Origin of the sequence: Streptomyces sp. NPDC058308 (assembly GCF_042880275.1) — a bacterium.
In the GTDB taxonomy this organism is placed as follows: Bacteria; Actinomycetota; Actinomycetes; order Streptomycetales; family Streptomycetaceae; genus Streptomyces.
In genome coordinates this window covers 24238-40923 of the sequence record NZ_JBHVZA010000017.1, presented here as the reverse complement: position 1 = coordinate 40923, position 16686 = coordinate 24238, and the positions used below count along the sequence as shown (strand labels likewise).

Sequence of the window (16686 nt, the reverse complement as noted above, 5' to 3'; positions counted from 1 at the left end):
CACTACCCCCGGACGGGGGTGTCGCGAAACGAAGGGGCGATCGCGTGGCGGACGACGGCGGCGAAGCCGTGGAGGTACGGGCCGCTCTGCTGCGGCTGCGCCGCGGCACGGGGCTCCCGGTGGCGTTCGGCGGCCTTCTCGAAAACGCGCGCCACGTGCTGCGGATCGGCGAGCTGAGCGGCACGGGAACGCGCGCCCTGCACGGGCTCGCCATCTCGTCGGGCAACGGCCTGGGCGGCAAGGCGGTCGCCCTGTCACGGCCGTGCGCGGTCACCGACTACCACGTGTCGCGGCACATCAGCCACGAGTACGACGCGGCGGTCGCCGCCGAGGGCCTGCGGTCCGTGCTCGCGGTGCCCGTCGTGGTGCGCCGCCAGGTGCGCGGGGTGCTGTACGGGGCGCTGCGCACGGCCCAGCCGCTCGGCGACCGGACGCTGTCGGCGGCGGTGGCGGCGGCCCGGGACGTGGAGCAGGCCCTCGTCGTACGCGACGAGGTGCGGTCCCTGCTCGCGGCGGCCCGGGAGCCGGTGGCGGGCCATGGCGCGTGGGAACAGGTCCGCGAGGCACACGGCGCGCTCCGCGCCCTGGCCCCCCGCATCGTCGACCCGGCGCTACGGGCCGAACTCCTGTCGGTCTGCGGCCGCCTGGAGTCGGCGACGACCATCCCGGACCACGGTCGGAGCCGCCCCGTCTCCCTGACCCCCCGCGAGCTGGACGTCCTGTCCTGCGTGGCCGCGGGCGTCACGAACGCGACGGCGGGCGAACGCCTCGGACTGCGCCCGGAAACGGTGAAGGGCTACCTGCGCTCGGCCATGCGCAAGCTCGGCGCGCACACCCGCCTTGAGGCGGTGGTGGCCGCGCGCCGGGCGGGGCTGTTGCCGTAGCCCCGCCGGGCGGCGGGCGGGACTGTGGCCGTAGCCCCGCCCGGCGGCGGGGCGAGCGGGACGTCGCCGCGGTCCACCTACTTGTCGGCCGTCAGCGTCCCCGCCACGCCCCAGCTGTCCGCGGGCGTCTCGTGGATCCAGACGTGGACGCTGTCGGCCGGGATCTTGTACGCGTCCACGAACGCGTCGGTGATCTGCTTGACCAGCTCCCGCTTGAGCTCGATGTCGCGGGGACCCTGCTGGACGGTGACGATGGGCATGGCTGAACTCCCTTGCTCAAGGCCGGAATCACCGGCGTTCACGCCCCGGAGCGGCCGGGGCGTTCGGTACGGCCCCAGTCCATCCCCTGCGGGGGCCGCGACCAAGGGGCAGCCCGCGACCGCAGCGATCAGCGTTCGTGATCGCCGCAGGTCACCGGCGTCGCGGCCGCGCAGGCGGCGAGAAGGTGAGCGAGCTCGGGCGAGGGCTCGGTGGTCCGTACGGCGAGCCCCGTGGCGAGCGCGAGTCCCGGCGCGCGGAACGGCAGGAACGCCACCCGCGGGCTGTGCAGCACGCGCGCGTGCGACGCGTACACGACCGTCCACTGCCGCGCGACCCCCGTCCCGATCGTGGCGAGCCGGTCCTGCAGCGAACCGTCGACAGGGCCGGGCACCGGTTCGAACCCGGCGTCGCGGCAGGCCCCGACGACGAGGTCCACCAGGGCGGGGTTGTTGCGCCGCGCGGTGATGGCCAGCGGCAGCCCCGCGAGGTCACCGAGCGCCACGTCGGCCTCCGCGGCCAGCGGATGCCCGGCCGGGACCACGGCGACCAGCGGGTCGTCCCACAACGGCACGATCCGCACGCCGGGCACGGCTTCCGCGGAACGTACGAAGGCGGCGTCGACCCGCCCGTCGACGACCTGCTCGACCCGCTCGCGCGCCCCGCCCGACACCAGCTCCACCGGCACCCCCGGCGCCCGTACGGCGAACTCCGCGAGCACCCGGTCCAGGTGTTCCCCGAGGCCGGTGCTGGTGGCGAGCCGCAGCCCGGCGGGCGGGGCGACCGCGGCCCGCACCCGTTCGGCGGCGGCGAGCACCGCCCGCGCCTCGGGCAGCAGCCGCTCCCCCGCGCCGGTGAGCCGCACGTGGCGGGGCGAACGGTCGAAGAGCTCGGCGCCCAACTCCCGCTCCAGGCGCCGTATCTGCTGGCTGACCGCGGACTGGACGATGTGCAGCCGCTCGGCCGCACGCCCGAAGTGCAGCTCGTCGGCGACGGTCACGAAGTAGCTGAGCTGCCGCAGTTCCATCCGGGAAGCCTAAAGGGGGACCTCAAGAGACACCGAGTGATGCCCGCAGGCGCTTCTTGTCCGGCTTGCCCACGTCCGTGAGCGGAACGCGGTCCACGACATGCACGGCCGAGGGGGCGTACAGGGCGCCCTTGCCGCTGGTGACGAACTCCCGGACGGTGTCCTCGATGTGCCGCGTGGACCGCTCGGGACCCGGCGCTGCGGCGGGCACCACCGCCACGTGCACCTGCTCGATGCCTTGCGGATCCCGTACGCCGAACGCCGCGCACTGCGCGATGTCGGGGTGGGTGAGAAGGAGTTGCTCCAATTCCGCCGGATACACGTGGCCGCCCACAACGATCACCATCTCCTTGAGCCGGTCGACCAGGTGGAGATAGCCCTCGGCGTCCAGATAACCGACGTCACCCGTACGTATCCAGCCGTCGACGATCACCTCGGCGGTCAGCTCGGGCTGCTGCCAGTAGCCGCTCATCATCAGGGGCGTACGGACGTGGATCTCACCGGTCGCCCCGGCCGCGAGCACCGTACCGGCCGGGTCCCGGATCTCGATGACGACCCCGGGAGCCGCCCGCCCGACGGTCACCTCTCCCCCGCGGTGCTCGTCGGGCAGCAGCTCGGTGATGCACCCCGCCTCTGTCTGCCCGTACGAACCGTGGAGCACGGGACCGAACGCCTCCTGCGCCTGTACGAGCCGGCCGGCCGCGACGGGGGTTCCGCCGTAGACGATCCGGCGCACCGTCGTCACGTCGGTACGGGAGAGACGCGGATGGTCCAGCAACTCGTACAGGAGCGGCGGCAGCAGCCAGAGGTCGGTGATGTGCTCACGCTCGATCGTGGCGAGCGCGTCGCCGGGCTCGAAGGTGTCGCGCAGCACCACCGTCCCACCGGCGAGCAGCGCGATGTCGGCGATGATCCCGGCCATGTGCGCGAGCGAGGTGCAGGCGAGGAAGCGCGGCCGCTCGCCCGCCGCCAGACCCGCGACGCTCCGGGCCAGCACGCCCCGGTACGGTCCGTGCGCCATCCGGATTCCCTTGGGGGTACCGGTGGTGCCCCCGGTGTGGCGGACGCACCAGTCGTCCTCGGGACGCGCGCCGCCCGCGACGGGGCGGCGCGTACGGGCTGCCGCCTGCGCCACCAACTCCGCGAGCGTGCGTACGAGGGGGACGTCGGTCTTCCGGAGCAGCGCCTCCGCGGACGCGCGCAGCGCGGGGTCCACGAGCAGGATCGCCGTGCCGACGCTGTCCACGATCTCCGCCTGCGCCGCGGCGGCCAGACCGTGACCGAGGAAGACCACCCGGGCGCCGAGGAGGTTCGCGGCGTACCGGGCGACGAGAGCGTCGGGGCCGTTGCCGGTGAGCAGCGTGACGGTGTCCTCGCGGCCGATGCCGAGGGCCGCCAGTTCGGCCGCCACTCGGTGCACGCCGTCGCGCACGTCAACCGCCGGGACGTGGCGGCCCTCCTGCGTGATCAGGGCCACCCGGTCGGGCTGCCGGGCGAGTGCGTCGAGCAGGTCGTCGACGTAGGAGGTGCTGGTCATGGGGGTTCGTCCTTTGGTGCGACCGGGTTCGGTGTGACCGGCTTTGGCGTGACCGGCTTTGGTATCACCGGGTTCACCGGGTTCGGTGCCCCGGTGAGTGCGGGGTGGATCGGGTGCGCCCCGTACGGGTCCGGGTCCGGACCCGTACGGGGCGCTCACGCTCACGCGGTTGCTTGCCGCCACCGCGTGCGGCCGGTGTCAGCTCCAGGGATCACTGAAGGACCGGCCGGGCACCGGCTTGGCGACGAGCGCCACGGCGATGAAGAAATTGACCTGCCCGATCGCGAACATCAGGGTGGCCAGCGCCTTGGCGTCGTAGTGCTCCGCGACCTCGGCGTACAGCGCGTCGGAGACCCGCTCACCGTCCGCCGACGGCTGGAGCACGGCTTCCACGAGCGCGAGCGCGGCCCGCTCCGCACCGGTGAAGTACGGCGAGTCCTGCCAGGACGCCACCGACGTGATCCGCTCCTCCGACGCCCCGCCGCCGCGCAGGAATCCGGTGTGCAGAACGGTCAGGTAGGTGCTGCCGACGATCTGGCCGGCGCGCAGCTGCACGAGACCGATCGTGGAACGGGGCACCGAACCGTTGCCGGTGACTTTGAACAGTGCGGCCGACACGTCCGCCAACTCGGGAACGAGCTGGGCAGGGTCTTCGGACATCCGCGGAACCATCGGTACTTCTGCGGTAAGAGCACGTGTATCCATGGTCAACAACTCCTCAGGGCTTTGACGCTGCTGTCACTGCCCTGACGGAGCTCGGCGGGGAGATGTGACAGGCATACGGGAAATTGTTTCTCCGGGCCTGCGGCCGGGGCTCCCGTCGGGCTGGAAGCCTCCCGTCGGAACTGGTCGGCAGATATTGGGCGGCTGATATTGGTCGGCCGATTCCTGTCACAGTCCCGCCGGGCCGCGCGTCATGGCAGTGAGCCGACAGCGCGCGCCGTTCCGAGGGGGCGCCTGTGGTCGAACGTCAGGGAGACAACGATGAAGACGACTGCCCCCATCCTGGTCACCGGAGGCACCGGCACGCTCGGCAGCCACGTCGTGCCGCTCCTGCGCGCGGCGGGCCACCCCGTCCGCGTCCTGACCCGGCACAGCCGCGAGCCCGCGGCCGGTATCGAGTACCACGCCTGTGACCTGCTGCAAGGTGACAGCGACGCGCTCGGCGCCGCGCTGGCGGGAGTCGAGACGGTGCTGCACCTCGCGGGCGGCCCCAAGGGCGACGACGAGGCGACCAGGAACCTGGTGCGTGCCGCACGCGCGGCCGGCGTGCGGCACCTCGTGTACATCTCCGTGATCGGCGCGGACCGCATCCCGCTGGCGTACTTCCGCGCGAAGCTGGGCGCGGAGCGCGCGGTGGCCGAATCGGGGATTCCGTGGACGACGCTGCGGGCGGCCCAGTTCCACGACCTGGCGCTGACGGTGGCGCAGAAGATGGGGAAGCTGCCGGTCGTCCCGGCGCCGGGCGGGATGCGCTGGGAGCCGGTGGACGCGCGTGACGTGGCGGCCCGCCTGGTGGAGCTGACGCTGGACGACCCGGCGGGCCTGGTCGCCGACCTCTCGGGCCCGGAGGTGTACGGGCTGGGCGAACTGGTGCGTCAGTACCTGGAGTCGACCGGCAGGCGGCGCCCCCTGATGCCGGTCCGCATGCCGGGAAAGGTCGGCCGCGCGTACCGGACCGGGGAGAACCTCGCCACGGCGGGCGCGACGGTGGGCACGCGCACGTGGGAGGCGTTCCTGGCGGAGCGGAAGGCGGGCTGACGGGTCAGAACGCCGGATCTGCCCGCGTCAGAGCAGGTGCTGGTTCGGGGCCTTGGCGGCGTCGGCGTACTCGGACAGCTCGATGACGGTGACGCCGATGGCCTCCAGGGACCGGATTCCGTACGCGCCGTCCGCGTCTGATGGGTCTGACGTGCCTGACGTGCCTGACGTGCCTGACGTGCCGTCGGCGTGGGGCTCCCGGCACGCGGTGACCACACGCCGGATCCCGGCCTCGCGGATCAACTCGGCACACGGCCGGAGCCCCGGACCACGCTCGGCGCACGGCCCGGCCGAGCTGTAGACCGTGGCCGTGGACAGCCGCGGGTCGCCGGGGGCGATCTGGGCGAGGGCGCCTTCCGCGGCATGCTCGTGGGGTTCGTTCTGCCGCGAGTGACCGCGGGCGAGTTCGGTGCCGTCATCGGCGAGGACGACCACGCCGGCGGAGAACTCCGTGCGCGAGGGCGGGCACTCGGTCGCGAGTTGGCAGGCCACCGCGAGCCAGGCTCGGTCGGCGGTGGTCGGCTCGACGCCGGGGCCGGGGCGTCCGCACGCGCTGGCGGGGGCCCTGTCGGGGGTGCTGTCGGGGGTGCTGTCGGGAGTATTGGTCACCGGCTGTCCTTCCTGAAGGCGTACGGGGGCACACCGCTGACTGCGTACCGCAGGAGTACCACGCTGCGGCGGCCTACTCCCCTTCGCTCTCCTCCCCTTCGATGTCGACTCCGTTGCCGACTCCGTTGTTGACAACTGCCCCGAAGCGGATGTCGTACGACGACGAGGTCTCGGCGATCGTCACCAGCATCCGCTCCGCCTCCCGTGCCAACTCGTCCCGCTGGGCCCGGCTGGGCCTCCCGAACGGCTCGATGGTGAGCACGGCGACCCCGCTCTTCGCGTCCTCCGCCAGCCGCCACACCCCGGCCAGGAACCCGTCGAGGAGGAAGACGCGGTGCGCGAGGTTCCCCGTCCAGGTGCGGCCCTTGTACGCGGCGGGGACGACGCGGGTGCGGTCGGCGTGCGAGAGGAGGAGGTTGTCGTACTCGGGCAGGAAGCGGGGCGGGGCCGGGGTGTCCGCGTCGGGGCGGGGCGCGTCGGGCAGGTCGAAGAGTTCGACGCCGTTCCCGTCCCGGAACGTACGCAGCCGGGGCCGCAGCCGCTCGAAGACCTCACGCATCCGGGTGAGCCGCGCCCAGGTCTGCATGTCCTTGACGGAGGCGGGGCCGAAGGCGGCGAGGTAGCGCAGGACGGTGGTGTCGGGCGTGGGCGCGCCCTCTGCCCCGGCGCGACGACCGTCACCGCCCGCGTCATGACCGCCCTCACCCTGCTCACGATCGTCGAGCCACTGTCCGACGGTGGTGAGGGCGACCTGCCCGCTGCGTCGCCACAGCCCGCGCGGGGTGACCTGCACGAGCGGGAGGGTGCACCGGGCGGCTACGGCGAGGGACTGCGGGTCGGCGTCGGGCCACCGGAGGAGCAGCACCTCGCGGAGCTGCTTCATCGTGGGGGGCTCCGCCTCGACGGCCTCGCGGGCGATCTCCGCGAGCTCGTCGAGGTCGACGCCGGCAAGGCCTTTGCGGAACGCCGAGAGCTCGCGTTCGGGGGCGACCTGCACGAGCGGCCGCAGGGTGCGGGCGTCCTCGGCGGTGTGCAGATGGATGGTGGAGCGCAGGGTGACCATGCGGACCAGCCGGCGCGACTCCAGGAGCGCGGAGAGCTCGGCGGGGTCGAACTCCGCGAGGCGTGCGGCGAGGGCGTAGTAGGGCGGCTTGACGTTCTGCGCCTGCAGCCCGACGAGGTGGGCGACGGCGTCCTTGACGGACAGGTCACGGGACCGGCGCAGGAGCAGCTGCCGGTCGAGGGTGGCTCGGTTGAGGGCACGCGCGCCCAGTACGGGGGCGGTGCTCGCCGGGGACCGGGCCGTCGTTTTGGTCATGGGCGGCACGCTAGCGGGACTTGCGGACAGAAACAGTCCGCGACGGGCGCCACCCGGGAGACGCCCGAGCCACCCCCGACACTCGGCAGGCGCCCCAGCCGCCCCGACACCCCGGAGACGTCCCAGCCGCCCCCGACGCACCACACCCCACCTATCCTGCTCGGTGACCGCCCCGCGCGCCCGGACCGACCGGACACCGACCGGACAAGCGCTCGACACTCGACACTCGACAGAGGAGGCGGCGAGCATGGCGGAGCGCCGAGCCCGTCCGACACCACCACCCGCGAAGAAGCACGGGTGGCGGCGCATGGCACGCCCTCCGGCGTCCCCGCCCACCAAGACACCCAAGGGCTCCGACGGACCCCGGGACGCGGAGCCGACCCCGGGGTCCCGGGAAGCGACCGCCCGCGCGAACACGGACACTGTCGTCCAGGCGGCGCTGTACCGCGACGGCGTCCGCGTGGCGACCCCCACCTCCCTGGCGGACACCTTCCGTGAGCTGCGCGACCAGCCGGACGGCATGGCGTGGATCGGCCTGGCCCGCCCGACGGAGTCCGAACTCCTCTCCCTGGCAGCTGAGTTCGACCTGCACGAGCTGGCCGTCGAGGACGCCATGGAGGCCCACCAGCGCCCGAAACTGGAACGCTACGGCGAAACACTCTTCGTCGTCCTGCGCGCCGCCCGCTACCTCGACGCCCCCGAGGAGGTCGACTTCGGCGAACTGCACGTCTTCGTCGGCCCCGACTTCGTCATCACGGTCCGGCACGGCGCGGCCCCCGACCTCTCGGCGGTCCGCCGCCGCATGGAGGACTCCCCCGACCTCCTCAAACTCGGCCCCGAGGCGGTGCTCTACGCGATCCTCGACGCGGTCGTCGACGGCTACGCCCCGGTCGTCTCCGGCGTACAGAACGACATCGACGAGATCGAGACCGAGGTCTTCAGGGGTGACCCCGAGGTGTCCCGCCGCATCTACGAACTCTCCCGCGAAATGGTCGAGTTCCAGCGCGCCACCCGCCCCCTGGTCGGCATGCTGCACGCCCTGATGGCAGGCTTCGCGAAGTACGGCACGGACGAGGAACTCCAGCGCTACCTGCGCGACGTGGCCGACCACGTCACCCACACCAGCGAACGAGTGGACGGCTTCCGCCAGGCCCTGACCGACATCCTCACGGTCAACGCGACCCTGGTCACGCAGCAGCAGAACGCGGAGATGCGAGCGCTGGCGGAGGCGGGCTTCGAACAGAACGAGGAAATCAAGAAGATCTCGTCGTGGGCCGCCATTCTGTTTGCACCCACGTTGGTGGGAACGATCTACGGGATGAACTTCGAGACGATGCCGGAGCTGAAGTGGGCGGCCGGGTATCCGTTCGCGATCCTGCTGATGGCGGTGGTGTGCGTGAGCCTGTACTTCATCTTCAAGCGGAGGGATTGGCTGTAGCGGCGGGCTCGACCCCATTGACCAACTTCGGGTACGCGAAGGCTCATTCAGGGCGCTCCTAACCCCCTGGGGCAGAATGCGCTGCGCTGGGGAGCGGGCGATCGCCGTCCGGAGCGGCCCGTCATGGACTGGGCGGAGCTGCTGGCCACCCGCGCGCTGTGGCAACGGCTGAGCGAGTACCGGGACATCCCGGCGGGCGTGGCCCTCGCCCACGTAGTGGTGGCCGCCAAAGGCCGTCCTGTTGAGGTGGCACCCGATCCGATCGCCGAGCTCCTCGGCCCGGCCCTCGCCACACTGCTGCCCGCAGGGGGAGGCACGAAGCGGCTGGACCTGGCGGGACCGGGGCTCGGTGAGCCAACTGCCGAGCGGGTGCTGGTGCTGGTGCCGGTACATCCGCAGACCCGGCGAGATGCGGCAGCCGCGCGGCGGCGCCGTGGCCGTGCCCGTCGAGGCCACGCTCTGGGCCGAGTTGGCCTGCCCGCCCCATCGCACGCGCCTGCCTGCAGTCGGCGGAGTGCCTACGGGCGTGAAGCCGGATGATCCGCTGCCGCCACACCCGTGGTTGCCGTTCCGACCGTCCGGCGATGCCTTCCGTTACACCCTGGCGCGAATGCCCGCCGTCCTGGAACCGTAGCTACGGGAGATCTACGACCGAGGGTATTGACCCCGCGGCATTGGATCCTCATCGAGGTGGCCCATGAACAGTCAAGTTCGAACGAACCAATTCGCGGGCCGCTGCGCCCGGTGCAGCTCGGAAGTCGCGGTCGAGGCCGGCGTACTGCTCCGTAGCGCATGGGGTGGCTGGGTGGTCTATCACCCGGCGCACGCTCCGGCACCCGATCCGGACGGCATCACGTCGGACCCCTCCGCGATGCGGCCAAACCGGAGAGACGGGGAGTGCGAGGTCTGTGGCTCGATCGTTCCAGCAGGGCTCGGTGCACTCGTGGACACCGCTTTCGGCGGATGGGCCGTGTACCACCGCGAACACGCCCGCGAGCCTGCGCCGCCGCCCCGCCATCACCACCCGGGTTGGCACCGACGTCGCCTCATGGCCCTGGACATCGCGACCACGGGAAACCGGTACAACGTCGACCGGATCCTCGGTGCCGCGCTGCGCACCAGCGATGGGGCGGAGCGAACCTGGCTCATCGACCCTGGCCCCGGCCCGCTGTCGGTCACACCTCGCAAGAACCACGGCATCTCGGTGGAACACGCACGTACGCGCGGGAAGCCAGCCGCCCAGGCACTGGAGGAACTGGCTACCACGCTCGTCGGGCATCTGGTGACCAAGGAACCTCTGGTGGTCTGGCACGCCCCGTACGTGCTGACCTCCTTGGAGACCGAACTGCTCAGGCACGGGCTCGCGCCGCTGTCCGATCGCCTGGTCAACGGCCTGTCACCGATCTGCGACCCACTCGTCCTGGACCGGCACGCCGAACCCTTCCGCTCCGGTCGGCGCTCCCTGGAGGCCGTCGCCGAGTGGTACGGCGTCCCGCACGAACACCCCGGTGATCCCTCCTGCGATGCCGAAACCGCACTCGTCCTCGCACAGGTCGTCGCAGCCTGCCATCCCGCCATCGGACGATTGTCCCGACCCGCGCTCCACCGGGAACAGGCTCACTGGAACAAGCAGTACGCAGAAGAGGCGGAGGCTCGACGCCCCGATAGGAGCATGGGCCGTCATTGGCCCCTTGAGACAGTCCAGGTACTGGCTTGGAAGGACCACGATCCCGACTGACGACGGTGGCCCTGTCCGCCCTGCGGCCCGCTTGGGCCCCGCGCTACAGGCGACTCCCGTCGCTTGAAGGTGATCGCCGAAGCCGCGGATGTGGATGCCGATCTCGCTGCCCGCTTCCGGGCCAGTCCGTATTCGCGCACGCGCCGCGGTGGCGGCCAACCTGACGCTGCCGGCCGAGTGCATCGCCGACTTGGCGCGCGACACCGGACCACCAGGTCCGCACCGCGGTCGTAGCACGGCGCGGCCTCGACCCAGTGCAGCGCGATTCGATCCCGGTCGACTACGGCGGCAGCAGCAGCGACCTCGTCGGCTGGCCGCTCACCGCAGACCTGCCGGAGCCGGGGAACCGCGAGGCCCGATCCGTACATTGCCCGGGCGCCCCAAGAGTACGGCGGGCCGCGGTCTCAGCCGGAGGAAGCACCTTGACCGTCCACGAGTTGGTCGACGGCGGCGAGGACCCTCTCCACCGCGCCGGGCGCGGCCGCAAGCGCGCTCAAGGAGACCTGCGGCCACCCGCGGAACCCCGCCGCCCTCTGCTCGGCCAGCTTCAGCTCCAGCCCGCCCACGGCCGGCAAGGCGGCTGCGAACGCGGCTGCCGCCTCGAGACCGATGCGTTTGGTGATGGCACCGAAGCTGAAGGCCAACTCCGCCCGAGCCGCCGGGCTCTCGTACAAGGACACGGTGCCGACCGGGACCCATTGTCCCGCCACCCGGTAGTGGACGTTCATGCTCGGATACTTGGCGGTGCCCCCGACGAGCCGTCCACGCCCCTGCGCGTGACTCAGGAGTGCCCTCGCCACCCGCCGGACCTCCGGCCCATAGCGGCTCTCGATGGCGGCGTCCATCTCGTCCGGGTGCGTCTTCTGCGGACTGCGCCGCCCCGCAGCCGTCTTCGCCGTCATGGCGACTTCGCCGTAGACGCGCGGAACGAGAACCTTCAGCTCACCCCCGCCCCGGTACTGGGTCAACTCGACCGCGTACACGTCCGTCTGCCGCAGCTGGCGGTTGAGGAACTCAACGATCGACCGCAGTTCCAGGGGAATGCGGTCCGCGACGAACAGCAACCGCATCTGGCCCGCGGCCAGACGCTCCTCCACCGTCGTCCAGAAATCCTCGGGCGAACGCTCGGACCCCTCGCCCAACAGCTCCCCGTACGCCTCCTCCAGGGAACGGCCGTCGGCCTCGCAGGTCTCCTCGAAGGCGCGTTGCAGCAGTGCGGCGGGCCAGTAGCGTGCGCCGTTCGCGGCGTAGTCGAGCATCTGGCCGACGACTTCCCGCCGTATGCGGGTGTCAGTCGCCCGCTTGACCTCGACCAACGTGGGCACGCCGTCGGCATCCACGAAGAGGTGGTCCAACCAGTACGTCGGGCCGTTGTCCGCGCTGGTCGCAACGCCCATCTCCCGGGCGACGAGCACCAACCGCAAGGGGCGTCCGTCGGAGAGCGTCCCGAAGTCCAGTACACGCGGATGCCGCGCCAGCAAGTCCTGGAACTCCGCCTCCGTCCCGAATGCCGCAGCCTCCAGCGCCTGCAACCCTTCGCCCAGCACGAACACCGGCTGATCCGCCACCTGCCGCTCCCCCCATGGATACGTGAGCACTTGGCCCCCGGTCGGTGGTCACTCACACCGCTTCACATTCATACCGGAAGCCGCCGCGAGCGCACTGGCCAACCGACCACCCAGCGGAGGGATTGGCGGTAGCCACGGCCCAGTCCCCATCGCGCTCAGCCCTGTTACCCGGCTATGACACAGCGATCTTGAAATGGCCGTCATCGTCCAAGTAGGTTCACTACGCACCAAGTAGGTTCACTACGCACCGATTTTCCGTCACCAGCCGGCACCCCGCGCCGGGAGAAGAGATGCCTCATGGGTTCCCACGCCCGCCCCAACCGGCTGCACCGGACTGGGGCCCGGATCGCGACCGTCGCGCTGTTCGGGGCCGTGCTGCCGATCACCGCTGGTGGTCTCGCCGAAGCGGCCACCCCCAGTGCCACGCACTCCGTCGACGAGAGCGAGCGGGCGACCGGCGAGGCCACCGGTTCCGTCGGTCAGGGGCAGGGCGCGCCGGACACGCAGGGGCAAGGCGCGCCAGACACGCAGGGGCAAGGCGCGCCGGACACGAAGAGCCAGGACGACGCCCCCGTCATCAAGGCCGATCACGCCTTCCTGCTGGACGCCCGCGACGGCAGCCAGGAGCGGGAGATGTGGGCCGGGGCCAAGGCCGACGAGAGCGTGTCGATGGCCAGCACCACCAAGATCATGACCGCAATGATCGCGCTCAAGCACCCGGAGTGGCTGGACCGGCAGATCACGGTGAAGCAGGAGTACCGGGACTACGTCGCGAAGACCGGTTCCAGCACGGCCGACCTGCAGACCGGCGACAAGCTGACCGTCAGGCAGTTGTTGCACGCCATGCTGCTCCCGTCCGGGGCGGACGCCGCGATGGCACTGGCCGACAACTTCGGGGCCGGGGACACCACGGACGCACGGATCGCCGACTTCGAGAACCAGATGAACGCCGAAGCGCAGCAACTGGGCCTGACCGGCACGCACTTCGACTCCTTCGACGGCATCTCGCACGGCGACAACCGCAGCACCGCCCGCGATCTGGCCAAGCTCGGCCAGCGCGCCATGCTGAAGCCGGTGTTCGCCGACATCGTGAAGAAGAAGCAGTTCAAGGCCGAGGCCCCAGCGGCCAACGGCCGTACCCGGTACTACACCTGGAACAACACCAACGTGCTGCTGAGCACCTACGACGGCGCCCTCGGCATCAAGACCGGCAGCGGCGCGGAGGCCGGCTACGCCGTGGTCTTCGCCGCCCAGCGGGACAACCGCACCCTGGTCGGTGCGATCGTGGGGGCCGACAAGGGCCGCTTCGACGACGCCACCAAGATGCTCGACTGGGGCTTCGCCCACTGATCGGACGCGGACGGGCTCGGGCAAGGCGCGGCTGCCGCTGGTGCTCCGGCGCGAACGCGGCCGCCGCACCACCGGACATTGTCCGGAATTTGACGAAAACGTCCTTCGGATAGCACCCTTCCCTGCTGACCCGCGCGCCGAAACCGAGCGGTCCGGCCGCCACCCGGCCTCCCGTGCGCGCGTGCGCCCGCGCCGTGCCCTCGTGTGCGCATCCCCCTCAGCAAGGAACCTCATGTCGACTTCCCCTGCCCGTACCGTCGCGCCCGCCGACGGCGAGCCCGCCGCGGACGACGACGAAGGCGGCCATACCCACGAAGGGGGCCATGCGGCGCCCGCCGCGACTCCCGGCGGTCGCGACCGCACCGACATACCGGTGCTTGCCGTCAGCGGCGGGCTGCTCACCGCGTTCGTCCTGGCCTCGCTGATCGCGCCCACGGCCACGGGCGACGTCGTGAACGCCGTCTTCACCTTCGTCGCGCGGTGGTTCGGTCCGCTGTGGCAGGTGCTGCTGCTCGCGACGTTCGGCGTCGCGCTGTGGCTGGGCTTCTCCCGGTACGGGAAGGTGCGGCTCGGGGGCGCGGGGGCGCGCCCGGAGTACGGCAGGTTCCAGTGGATCGCCATGATCATGTCGACCCTGCTCGCGGGCGGCGGCGTCTTCTTCGCGGCGGGCGAGCCCGTGGAGCACTACGTCAACACTCCCCCCTTCTACGACGGCGTCAAGAGCGGCACCCAGGAGGCGGCCGACGCGGCGCTCTCCCAGAGCTTCGCGCACTGGGGCTTCCTCGCCTGGGCCGTCCTCGGCACCCTCGCCTCGGTCGTGATGATCCGGGGCCAGGAGCGCGGCATGCCGCTGCGCCCGCGCACCCTGCTCCATCCGTTCCTCGGCGAGCGCATCCGGCACTCCCGCCTCGGGGCCGCCGTCGACATCGTCTGCGTCATCGCCGTGGTGGCCGGGACCGTCGGCCCGATCGGCTTCCTCGGCCTCCAGGTCTCCTACGGGCTCTCCGAGGTGTTCGGCATCTCCGGCGGCTACCCCGTACAGCTCGGCGTCATCGTCCTGCTCACCGTCGTCGCCGTCCTCTCCGTCGCCAGCGGCGTCGACCGCGGCATCCAGTTCTTCAGCAAGGCCAACATCTGGCTCGCGGTCGCCCTGATGGCCGTCTTCCTGGTCCTCGGCTCCCTCGGCTTCGTGCTCGACTCGTTCCTGGGCGGCTTCGGCCAGTACGCGCGGGACTTCGTGCCGCTGGCCCTCAACCGGGGCGACCACGCGTGGCTCGGCTCCTGGACGGTCTTCTTCTTCGGCTGGTTCCTCGGCTACGGGCCGCTGATGTCCATCTTCGTGGCCCGCATCTCCAGGGGCCGTACGCTGCGCGACCTCGTGGTCTCCACCGCGATCATTCCTCCGCTGGCCACCATGTTCTGGTTCACGGTGTTCGGCGGCACCGGCATCTTCCTGGAGCAGCGCGACCCCGGCGCGATCTCGGGTCCGCTGAAGTCGGTCGGCATGGACGCCGCGGTCATCTCGATGGCGCAGCGGCTCCCGATGGGCGCGGTGGTCGCGGTCGCGCTGCTCCTGCTGACGATCACGTTCGTGGTGACGACCACCGACTCGATGTCGTACAGCATCGCCTCCGCGGGCACGAGGGCCGGTGAACCGACGCGTGCGGTACGGGCGTTCTGGGCCCTGCTGATGGGCGCCGCGGCCGCGGTACTGATCCTGGTCGGCGACGGAGGCATCACGGCACTGCAGTCGTTCATCGTGGTCACGGCGGTACCGGTGGGCTTCATCATGCTGCCGACACTGTGGACGGCGCCCCGGGTGGCGCGGGAGATGGCGCTTGAGCAGGGGGTCCTCCCGCCGGACCGGGGTTGAGCTCCCCACCCGGCCGCTCAGTCGGCGGCAGCCGCCCTACGGCTCCGGAACGCCGCCACACGCGCCCGGTTCTGGCAGGTCACCGAGCAGAAGCGGCGTCGGCCGCCGGGTGACTGGTCGATGTAGACGTCTGCGCAGTGGCCGCCGGTGCAGATGCCGATCCGGGCGAACCCGTGGTCGGCGAGGTACTGGCGCAGGGTGACCGCGGCCGCCGCGAGCAGGGCGTGATCGACGTCATCGACGCTCCACGCCGCGCGCAGCACGCCGGGGTCCGTCCCGCGCTCCACGACGGGGCGGACACCGCTGTCGGACAGCAGACGCGTCAGTCCTCGCGCGCACGCCACGGCGTCCCGGGCGGAGAAGACCTCGTGAAGGCGGTCCGCCGCGCAGGCGAGCGCCTCGGGGGTCAGCGCGGCGCTCACACGCGCGGGCAGGCCGAGGCGCACCGCGATGTCGGCGGCGGGCCGGTGAGGGGCGTCCCCCCGGCCGTCCTCCTGGCGCGGCAGCGTCCCCCAACCGTTGACGAGCTCCGTCACCGTCTCGACGGGAACCGCTGTGAGAGTGACTGCCATACATCCCAGCGTAACGCGTTGATAGCAGTCATTGCGTTGCAGCGGCCCCGCCGTACGGGTAACGTACTGCAACAGCTCTACGCGTTACATCATCCGAACGCAGGGGGTTGGCATGCTGGACCTCGCTCTTCTGCCGGCCTACCTGGCAGCGGCCGCGATCATCACCGTGGCTCCGGGGCCCGACGCCGCGTACATCGTGGCCGTGGCCCTGCAACGCGGCCCGCGAGCCGGTCTGCTCTCCGCCATGGGAATGGCCCTGGGCATGGTCGTCCATGTGACGGCCGCCGCGCTCGGCCTCGCCGTCCTGCTGCGCTCGACGCCCGCCGCGCTGAACCTGGTGGAACTGATCGGCGGCCTCTACCTCGGCTGGCTGGCGGTGAGCACGATCCGTTCGGCCAGGGAAGCGCCGACGACGGCTCCCGAGACGCCGCCCGAGCGCGAGGTCCTGCGCCGGGCCGTCCTCACCAACCTGCTCAACCCGAAGATCGTGCTGTTCTTCGCCGCTTTCCTGCCACGCTTCACCAGCCCCGAACACGGCCCGCTCTGGCTCCAGTTGCTCGCCCTCGGCCTCATCTTCCTGGTGATGGGCCTCGCCTGGGACAGCACGATAGGCCTGTTCGCCGGCCGACTGGGCCAGGGGCTGGTACGGGGGCGCCGCGCGGCCGTCACAGTGAACCTGGCCGCCGGAATCACGTTCGGCGCCCTGGCGGCGCTCCTCCTTGAGGATGTGGTGAGTAACGCCGTGGGATGACC

16 protein-coding genes are annotated in these 16686 nt (G+C 71.5%); 8 read left to right on the top strand and 8 right to left on the bottom strand.

Annotation, left to right across the window (positions count from 1 at the left end; translation table 11 throughout):
- The first annotated feature begins 44 nt into the window (after nucleotides 1–44).
- Nucleotides 45–884 carry a response regulator transcription factor gene (locus ACFVYL_RS23035; protein ID WP_389719059.1) on the top strand — a complete coding sequence of 280 codons (840 nt, stop codon included), beginning with the start codon at nucleotides 45–47 and terminating at the stop codon, nucleotides 882–884.
- A 77-nt stretch (nucleotides 885–961) separates the two neighbouring features.
- Here ACFVYL_RS23035 and dmpI read toward each other — a convergent pair whose 3' ends face one another.
- The 4 genes from dmpI to ACFVYL_RS23015 all read right to left on the bottom strand — a co-directional run bounded on the left by dmpI (nucleotide 962) and on the right by ACFVYL_RS23015 (nucleotide 4411).
- Nucleotides 962–1144, bottom strand: coding sequence for a 4-oxalocrotonate tautomerase DmpI (dmpI, locus tag ACFVYL_RS23030; RefSeq protein WP_389719058.1), 183 nt, complete (start codon nucleotides 1142–1144; stop codon nucleotides 962–964).
- Between the two features lie 128 nt (nucleotides 1145–1272).
- Nucleotides 1273–2169 (bottom strand): LysR substrate-binding domain-containing protein, encoded by an 897-nt coding sequence (locus ACFVYL_RS23025; RefSeq protein ID WP_389719056.1) that lies wholly within the window; start codon nucleotides 2167–2169, stop codon nucleotides 1273–1275.
- 22 nt (nucleotides 2170–2191) lie between these two features.
- Entirely contained in the window at nucleotides 2192–3706 is a 1515-nt protein-coding gene (locus ACFVYL_RS23020) for an AMP-binding protein (protein WP_389719054.1), read from the bottom strand.
- A 198-nt stretch (nucleotides 3707–3904) separates the two neighbouring features.
- On the bottom strand, nucleotides 3905–4411 hold the full coding sequence (locus ACFVYL_RS23015; protein ID WP_389719053.1) for a carboxymuconolactone decarboxylase family protein: 507 nt from the start codon (nucleotides 4409–4411) through the stop codon (nucleotides 3905–3907).
- A gap of 279 nt (nucleotides 4412–4690) precedes the next feature.
- Between ACFVYL_RS23015 and ACFVYL_RS23010 the strand changes: the two genes are divergently transcribed.
- The gene (locus ACFVYL_RS23010; protein ID WP_389719052.1) at nucleotides 4691–5467 is read left to right on the top strand and encodes an SDR family oxidoreductase; all 777 of its coding nucleotides are present in this window, start codon (nucleotides 4691–4693) and stop codon (nucleotides 5465–5467) included.
- Nucleotides 5468–5494: 27 nt separating this feature from the next.
- Here ACFVYL_RS23010 and ACFVYL_RS23005 read toward each other — a convergent pair whose 3' ends face one another.
- Complete coding sequence (locus ACFVYL_RS23005) at nucleotides 5495–6076, bottom strand: hypothetical protein (RefSeq protein WP_389719050.1); 582 nt, start codon at nucleotides 6074–6076, stop codon at nucleotides 5495–5497.
- A gap of 73 nt (nucleotides 6077–6149) precedes the next feature.
- Nucleotides 6150–7394, bottom strand: a complete 1245-nt coding sequence (locus ACFVYL_RS23000; RefSeq protein ID WP_389719048.1) for a winged helix DNA-binding domain-containing protein — start codon at nucleotides 7392–7394, stop codon at nucleotides 6150–6152.
- Nucleotides 7395–7641: 247 nt separating this feature from the next.
- Here ACFVYL_RS23000 and ACFVYL_RS22995 point away from each other — a divergent pair, with 247 nt between their 5' ends.
- The 3 genes from ACFVYL_RS22995 (at nucleotide 7642) to ACFVYL_RS22985 (ending at nucleotide 10570) form a co-directional block, all read left to right on the top strand.
- Nucleotides 7642–8832, top strand: a complete 1191-nt coding sequence (locus tag ACFVYL_RS22995) for a magnesium and cobalt transport protein CorA (protein WP_389719046.1) — start codon at nucleotides 7642–7644, stop codon at nucleotides 8830–8832.
- A gap of 123 nt (nucleotides 8833–8955) precedes the next feature.
- Nucleotides 8956–9372: a hypothetical protein gene (locus ACFVYL_RS22990; protein WP_389719045.1), complete on the top strand. Its 417-nt coding sequence runs from the start codon at nucleotides 8956–8958 to the stop codon at nucleotides 9370–9372.
- A 508-nt stretch (nucleotides 9373–9880) separates the two neighbouring features.
- Entirely contained in the window at nucleotides 9881–10570 is a 690-nt protein-coding gene (locus ACFVYL_RS22985) for a hypothetical protein (protein WP_389719043.1), read from the top strand.
- A 404-nt stretch (nucleotides 10571–10974) separates the two neighbouring features.
- On the opposite strand, the gene ACFVYL_RS22980 is transcribed toward ACFVYL_RS22985, so the two are convergent.
- Nucleotides 10975–12138 carry a hypothetical protein gene (locus ACFVYL_RS22980; RefSeq protein WP_389719042.1) on the bottom strand — a complete coding sequence of 388 codons (1164 nt, stop codon included), beginning with the start codon at nucleotides 12136–12138 and terminating at the stop codon, nucleotides 10975–10977.
- A 297-nt stretch (nucleotides 12139–12435) separates the two neighbouring features.
- Between ACFVYL_RS22980 and ACFVYL_RS22975 the strand changes: the two genes are divergently transcribed.
- Both ACFVYL_RS22975 and ACFVYL_RS22970 read left to right on the top strand, forming a co-directional pair.
- Nucleotides 12436–13488 carry a D-alanyl-D-alanine carboxypeptidase family protein gene (locus tag ACFVYL_RS22975; RefSeq protein WP_389719040.1) on the top strand — a complete coding sequence of 351 codons (1053 nt, stop codon included), beginning with the start codon at nucleotides 12436–12438 and terminating at the stop codon, nucleotides 13486–13488.
- 232 nt (nucleotides 13489–13720) lie between these two features.
- Entirely contained in the window at nucleotides 13721–15361 is a 1641-nt protein-coding gene (locus ACFVYL_RS22970; protein ID WP_389719038.1) for a BCCT family transporter, read from the top strand.
- Nucleotides 15362–15378: 17 nt separating this feature from the next.
- Here ACFVYL_RS22970 and ACFVYL_RS22965 read toward each other — a convergent pair whose 3' ends face one another.
- Entirely contained in the window at nucleotides 15379–15933 is a 555-nt protein-coding gene (locus tag ACFVYL_RS22965) for a CGNR zinc finger domain-containing protein (protein ID WP_389719037.1), read from the bottom strand.
- Between the two features lie 112 nt (nucleotides 15934–16045).
- Between ACFVYL_RS22965 and ACFVYL_RS22960 the strand changes: the two genes are divergently transcribed.
- Complete coding sequence (locus ACFVYL_RS22960; protein ID WP_389719035.1) at nucleotides 16046–16684, top strand: LysE family translocator; 639 nt, start codon at nucleotides 16046–16048, stop codon at nucleotides 16682–16684.
- Nucleotides 16685–16686: the final 2 nt, after the last annotated feature.

What these genes read in the sequence shown, in the direction of transcription:
- dmpI (WP_389719058.1), bottom strand. Translation starts at nt 1,144, where the DNA reads ATGCCCATCGTCACCGTCCAGCAGGGTCCCCGCGACATCGAGCTCAAG.
- ACFVYL_RS23025 (WP_389719056.1), bottom strand. Translation starts at nt 2,169, where the DNA reads ATGGAACTGCGGCAGCTCAGCTACTTCGTGACCGTCGCCGACGAGCTG.
- ACFVYL_RS23020 (WP_389719054.1), bottom strand. Translation starts at nt 3,706, where the DNA reads ATGACCAGCACCTCCTACGTCGACGACCTGCTCGACGCACTCGCCCGG.
- ACFVYL_RS23015 (WP_389719053.1), bottom strand. Translation starts at nt 4,411, where the DNA reads ATGGATACACGTGCTCTTACCGCAGAAGTACCGATGGTTCCGCGGATG.
- ACFVYL_RS23010 (WP_389719052.1), top strand. Translation starts at nt 4,691, where the DNA reads ATGAAGACGACTGCCCCCATCCTGGTCACCGGAGGCACCGGCACGCTC.
- ACFVYL_RS23000 (WP_389719048.1), bottom strand. Translation starts at nt 7,394, where the DNA reads ATGACCAAAACGACGGCCCGGTCCCCGGCGAGCACCGCCCCCGTACTG.
- ACFVYL_RS22995 (WP_389719046.1), top strand. Translation starts at nt 7,642, where the DNA reads ATGGCGGAGCGCCGAGCCCGTCCGACACCACCACCCGCGAAGAAGCAC.
- ACFVYL_RS22990 (WP_389719045.1), top strand. Translation starts at nt 8,956, where the DNA reads ATGGACTGGGCGGAGCTGCTGGCCACCCGCGCGCTGTGGCAACGGCTG.
- ACFVYL_RS22985 (WP_389719043.1), top strand. Translation starts at nt 9,881, where the DNA reads ATGGCCCTGGACATCGCGACCACGGGAAACCGGTACAACGTCGACCGG.
- ACFVYL_RS22975 (WP_389719040.1), top strand. Translation starts at nt 12,436, where the DNA reads ATGGGTTCCCACGCCCGCCCCAACCGGCTGCACCGGACTGGGGCCCGG.
- ACFVYL_RS22970 (WP_389719038.1), top strand. Translation starts at nt 13,721, where the DNA reads ATGTCGACTTCCCCTGCCCGTACCGTCGCGCCCGCCGACGGCGAGCCC.
- ACFVYL_RS22965 (WP_389719037.1), bottom strand. Translation starts at nt 15,933, where the DNA reads ATGGCAGTCACTCTCACAGCGGTTCCCGTCGAGACGGTGACGGAGCTC.
- ACFVYL_RS22960 (WP_389719035.1), top strand. Translation starts at nt 16,046, where the DNA reads ATGCTGGACCTCGCTCTTCTGCCGGCCTACCTGGCAGCGGCCGCGATC.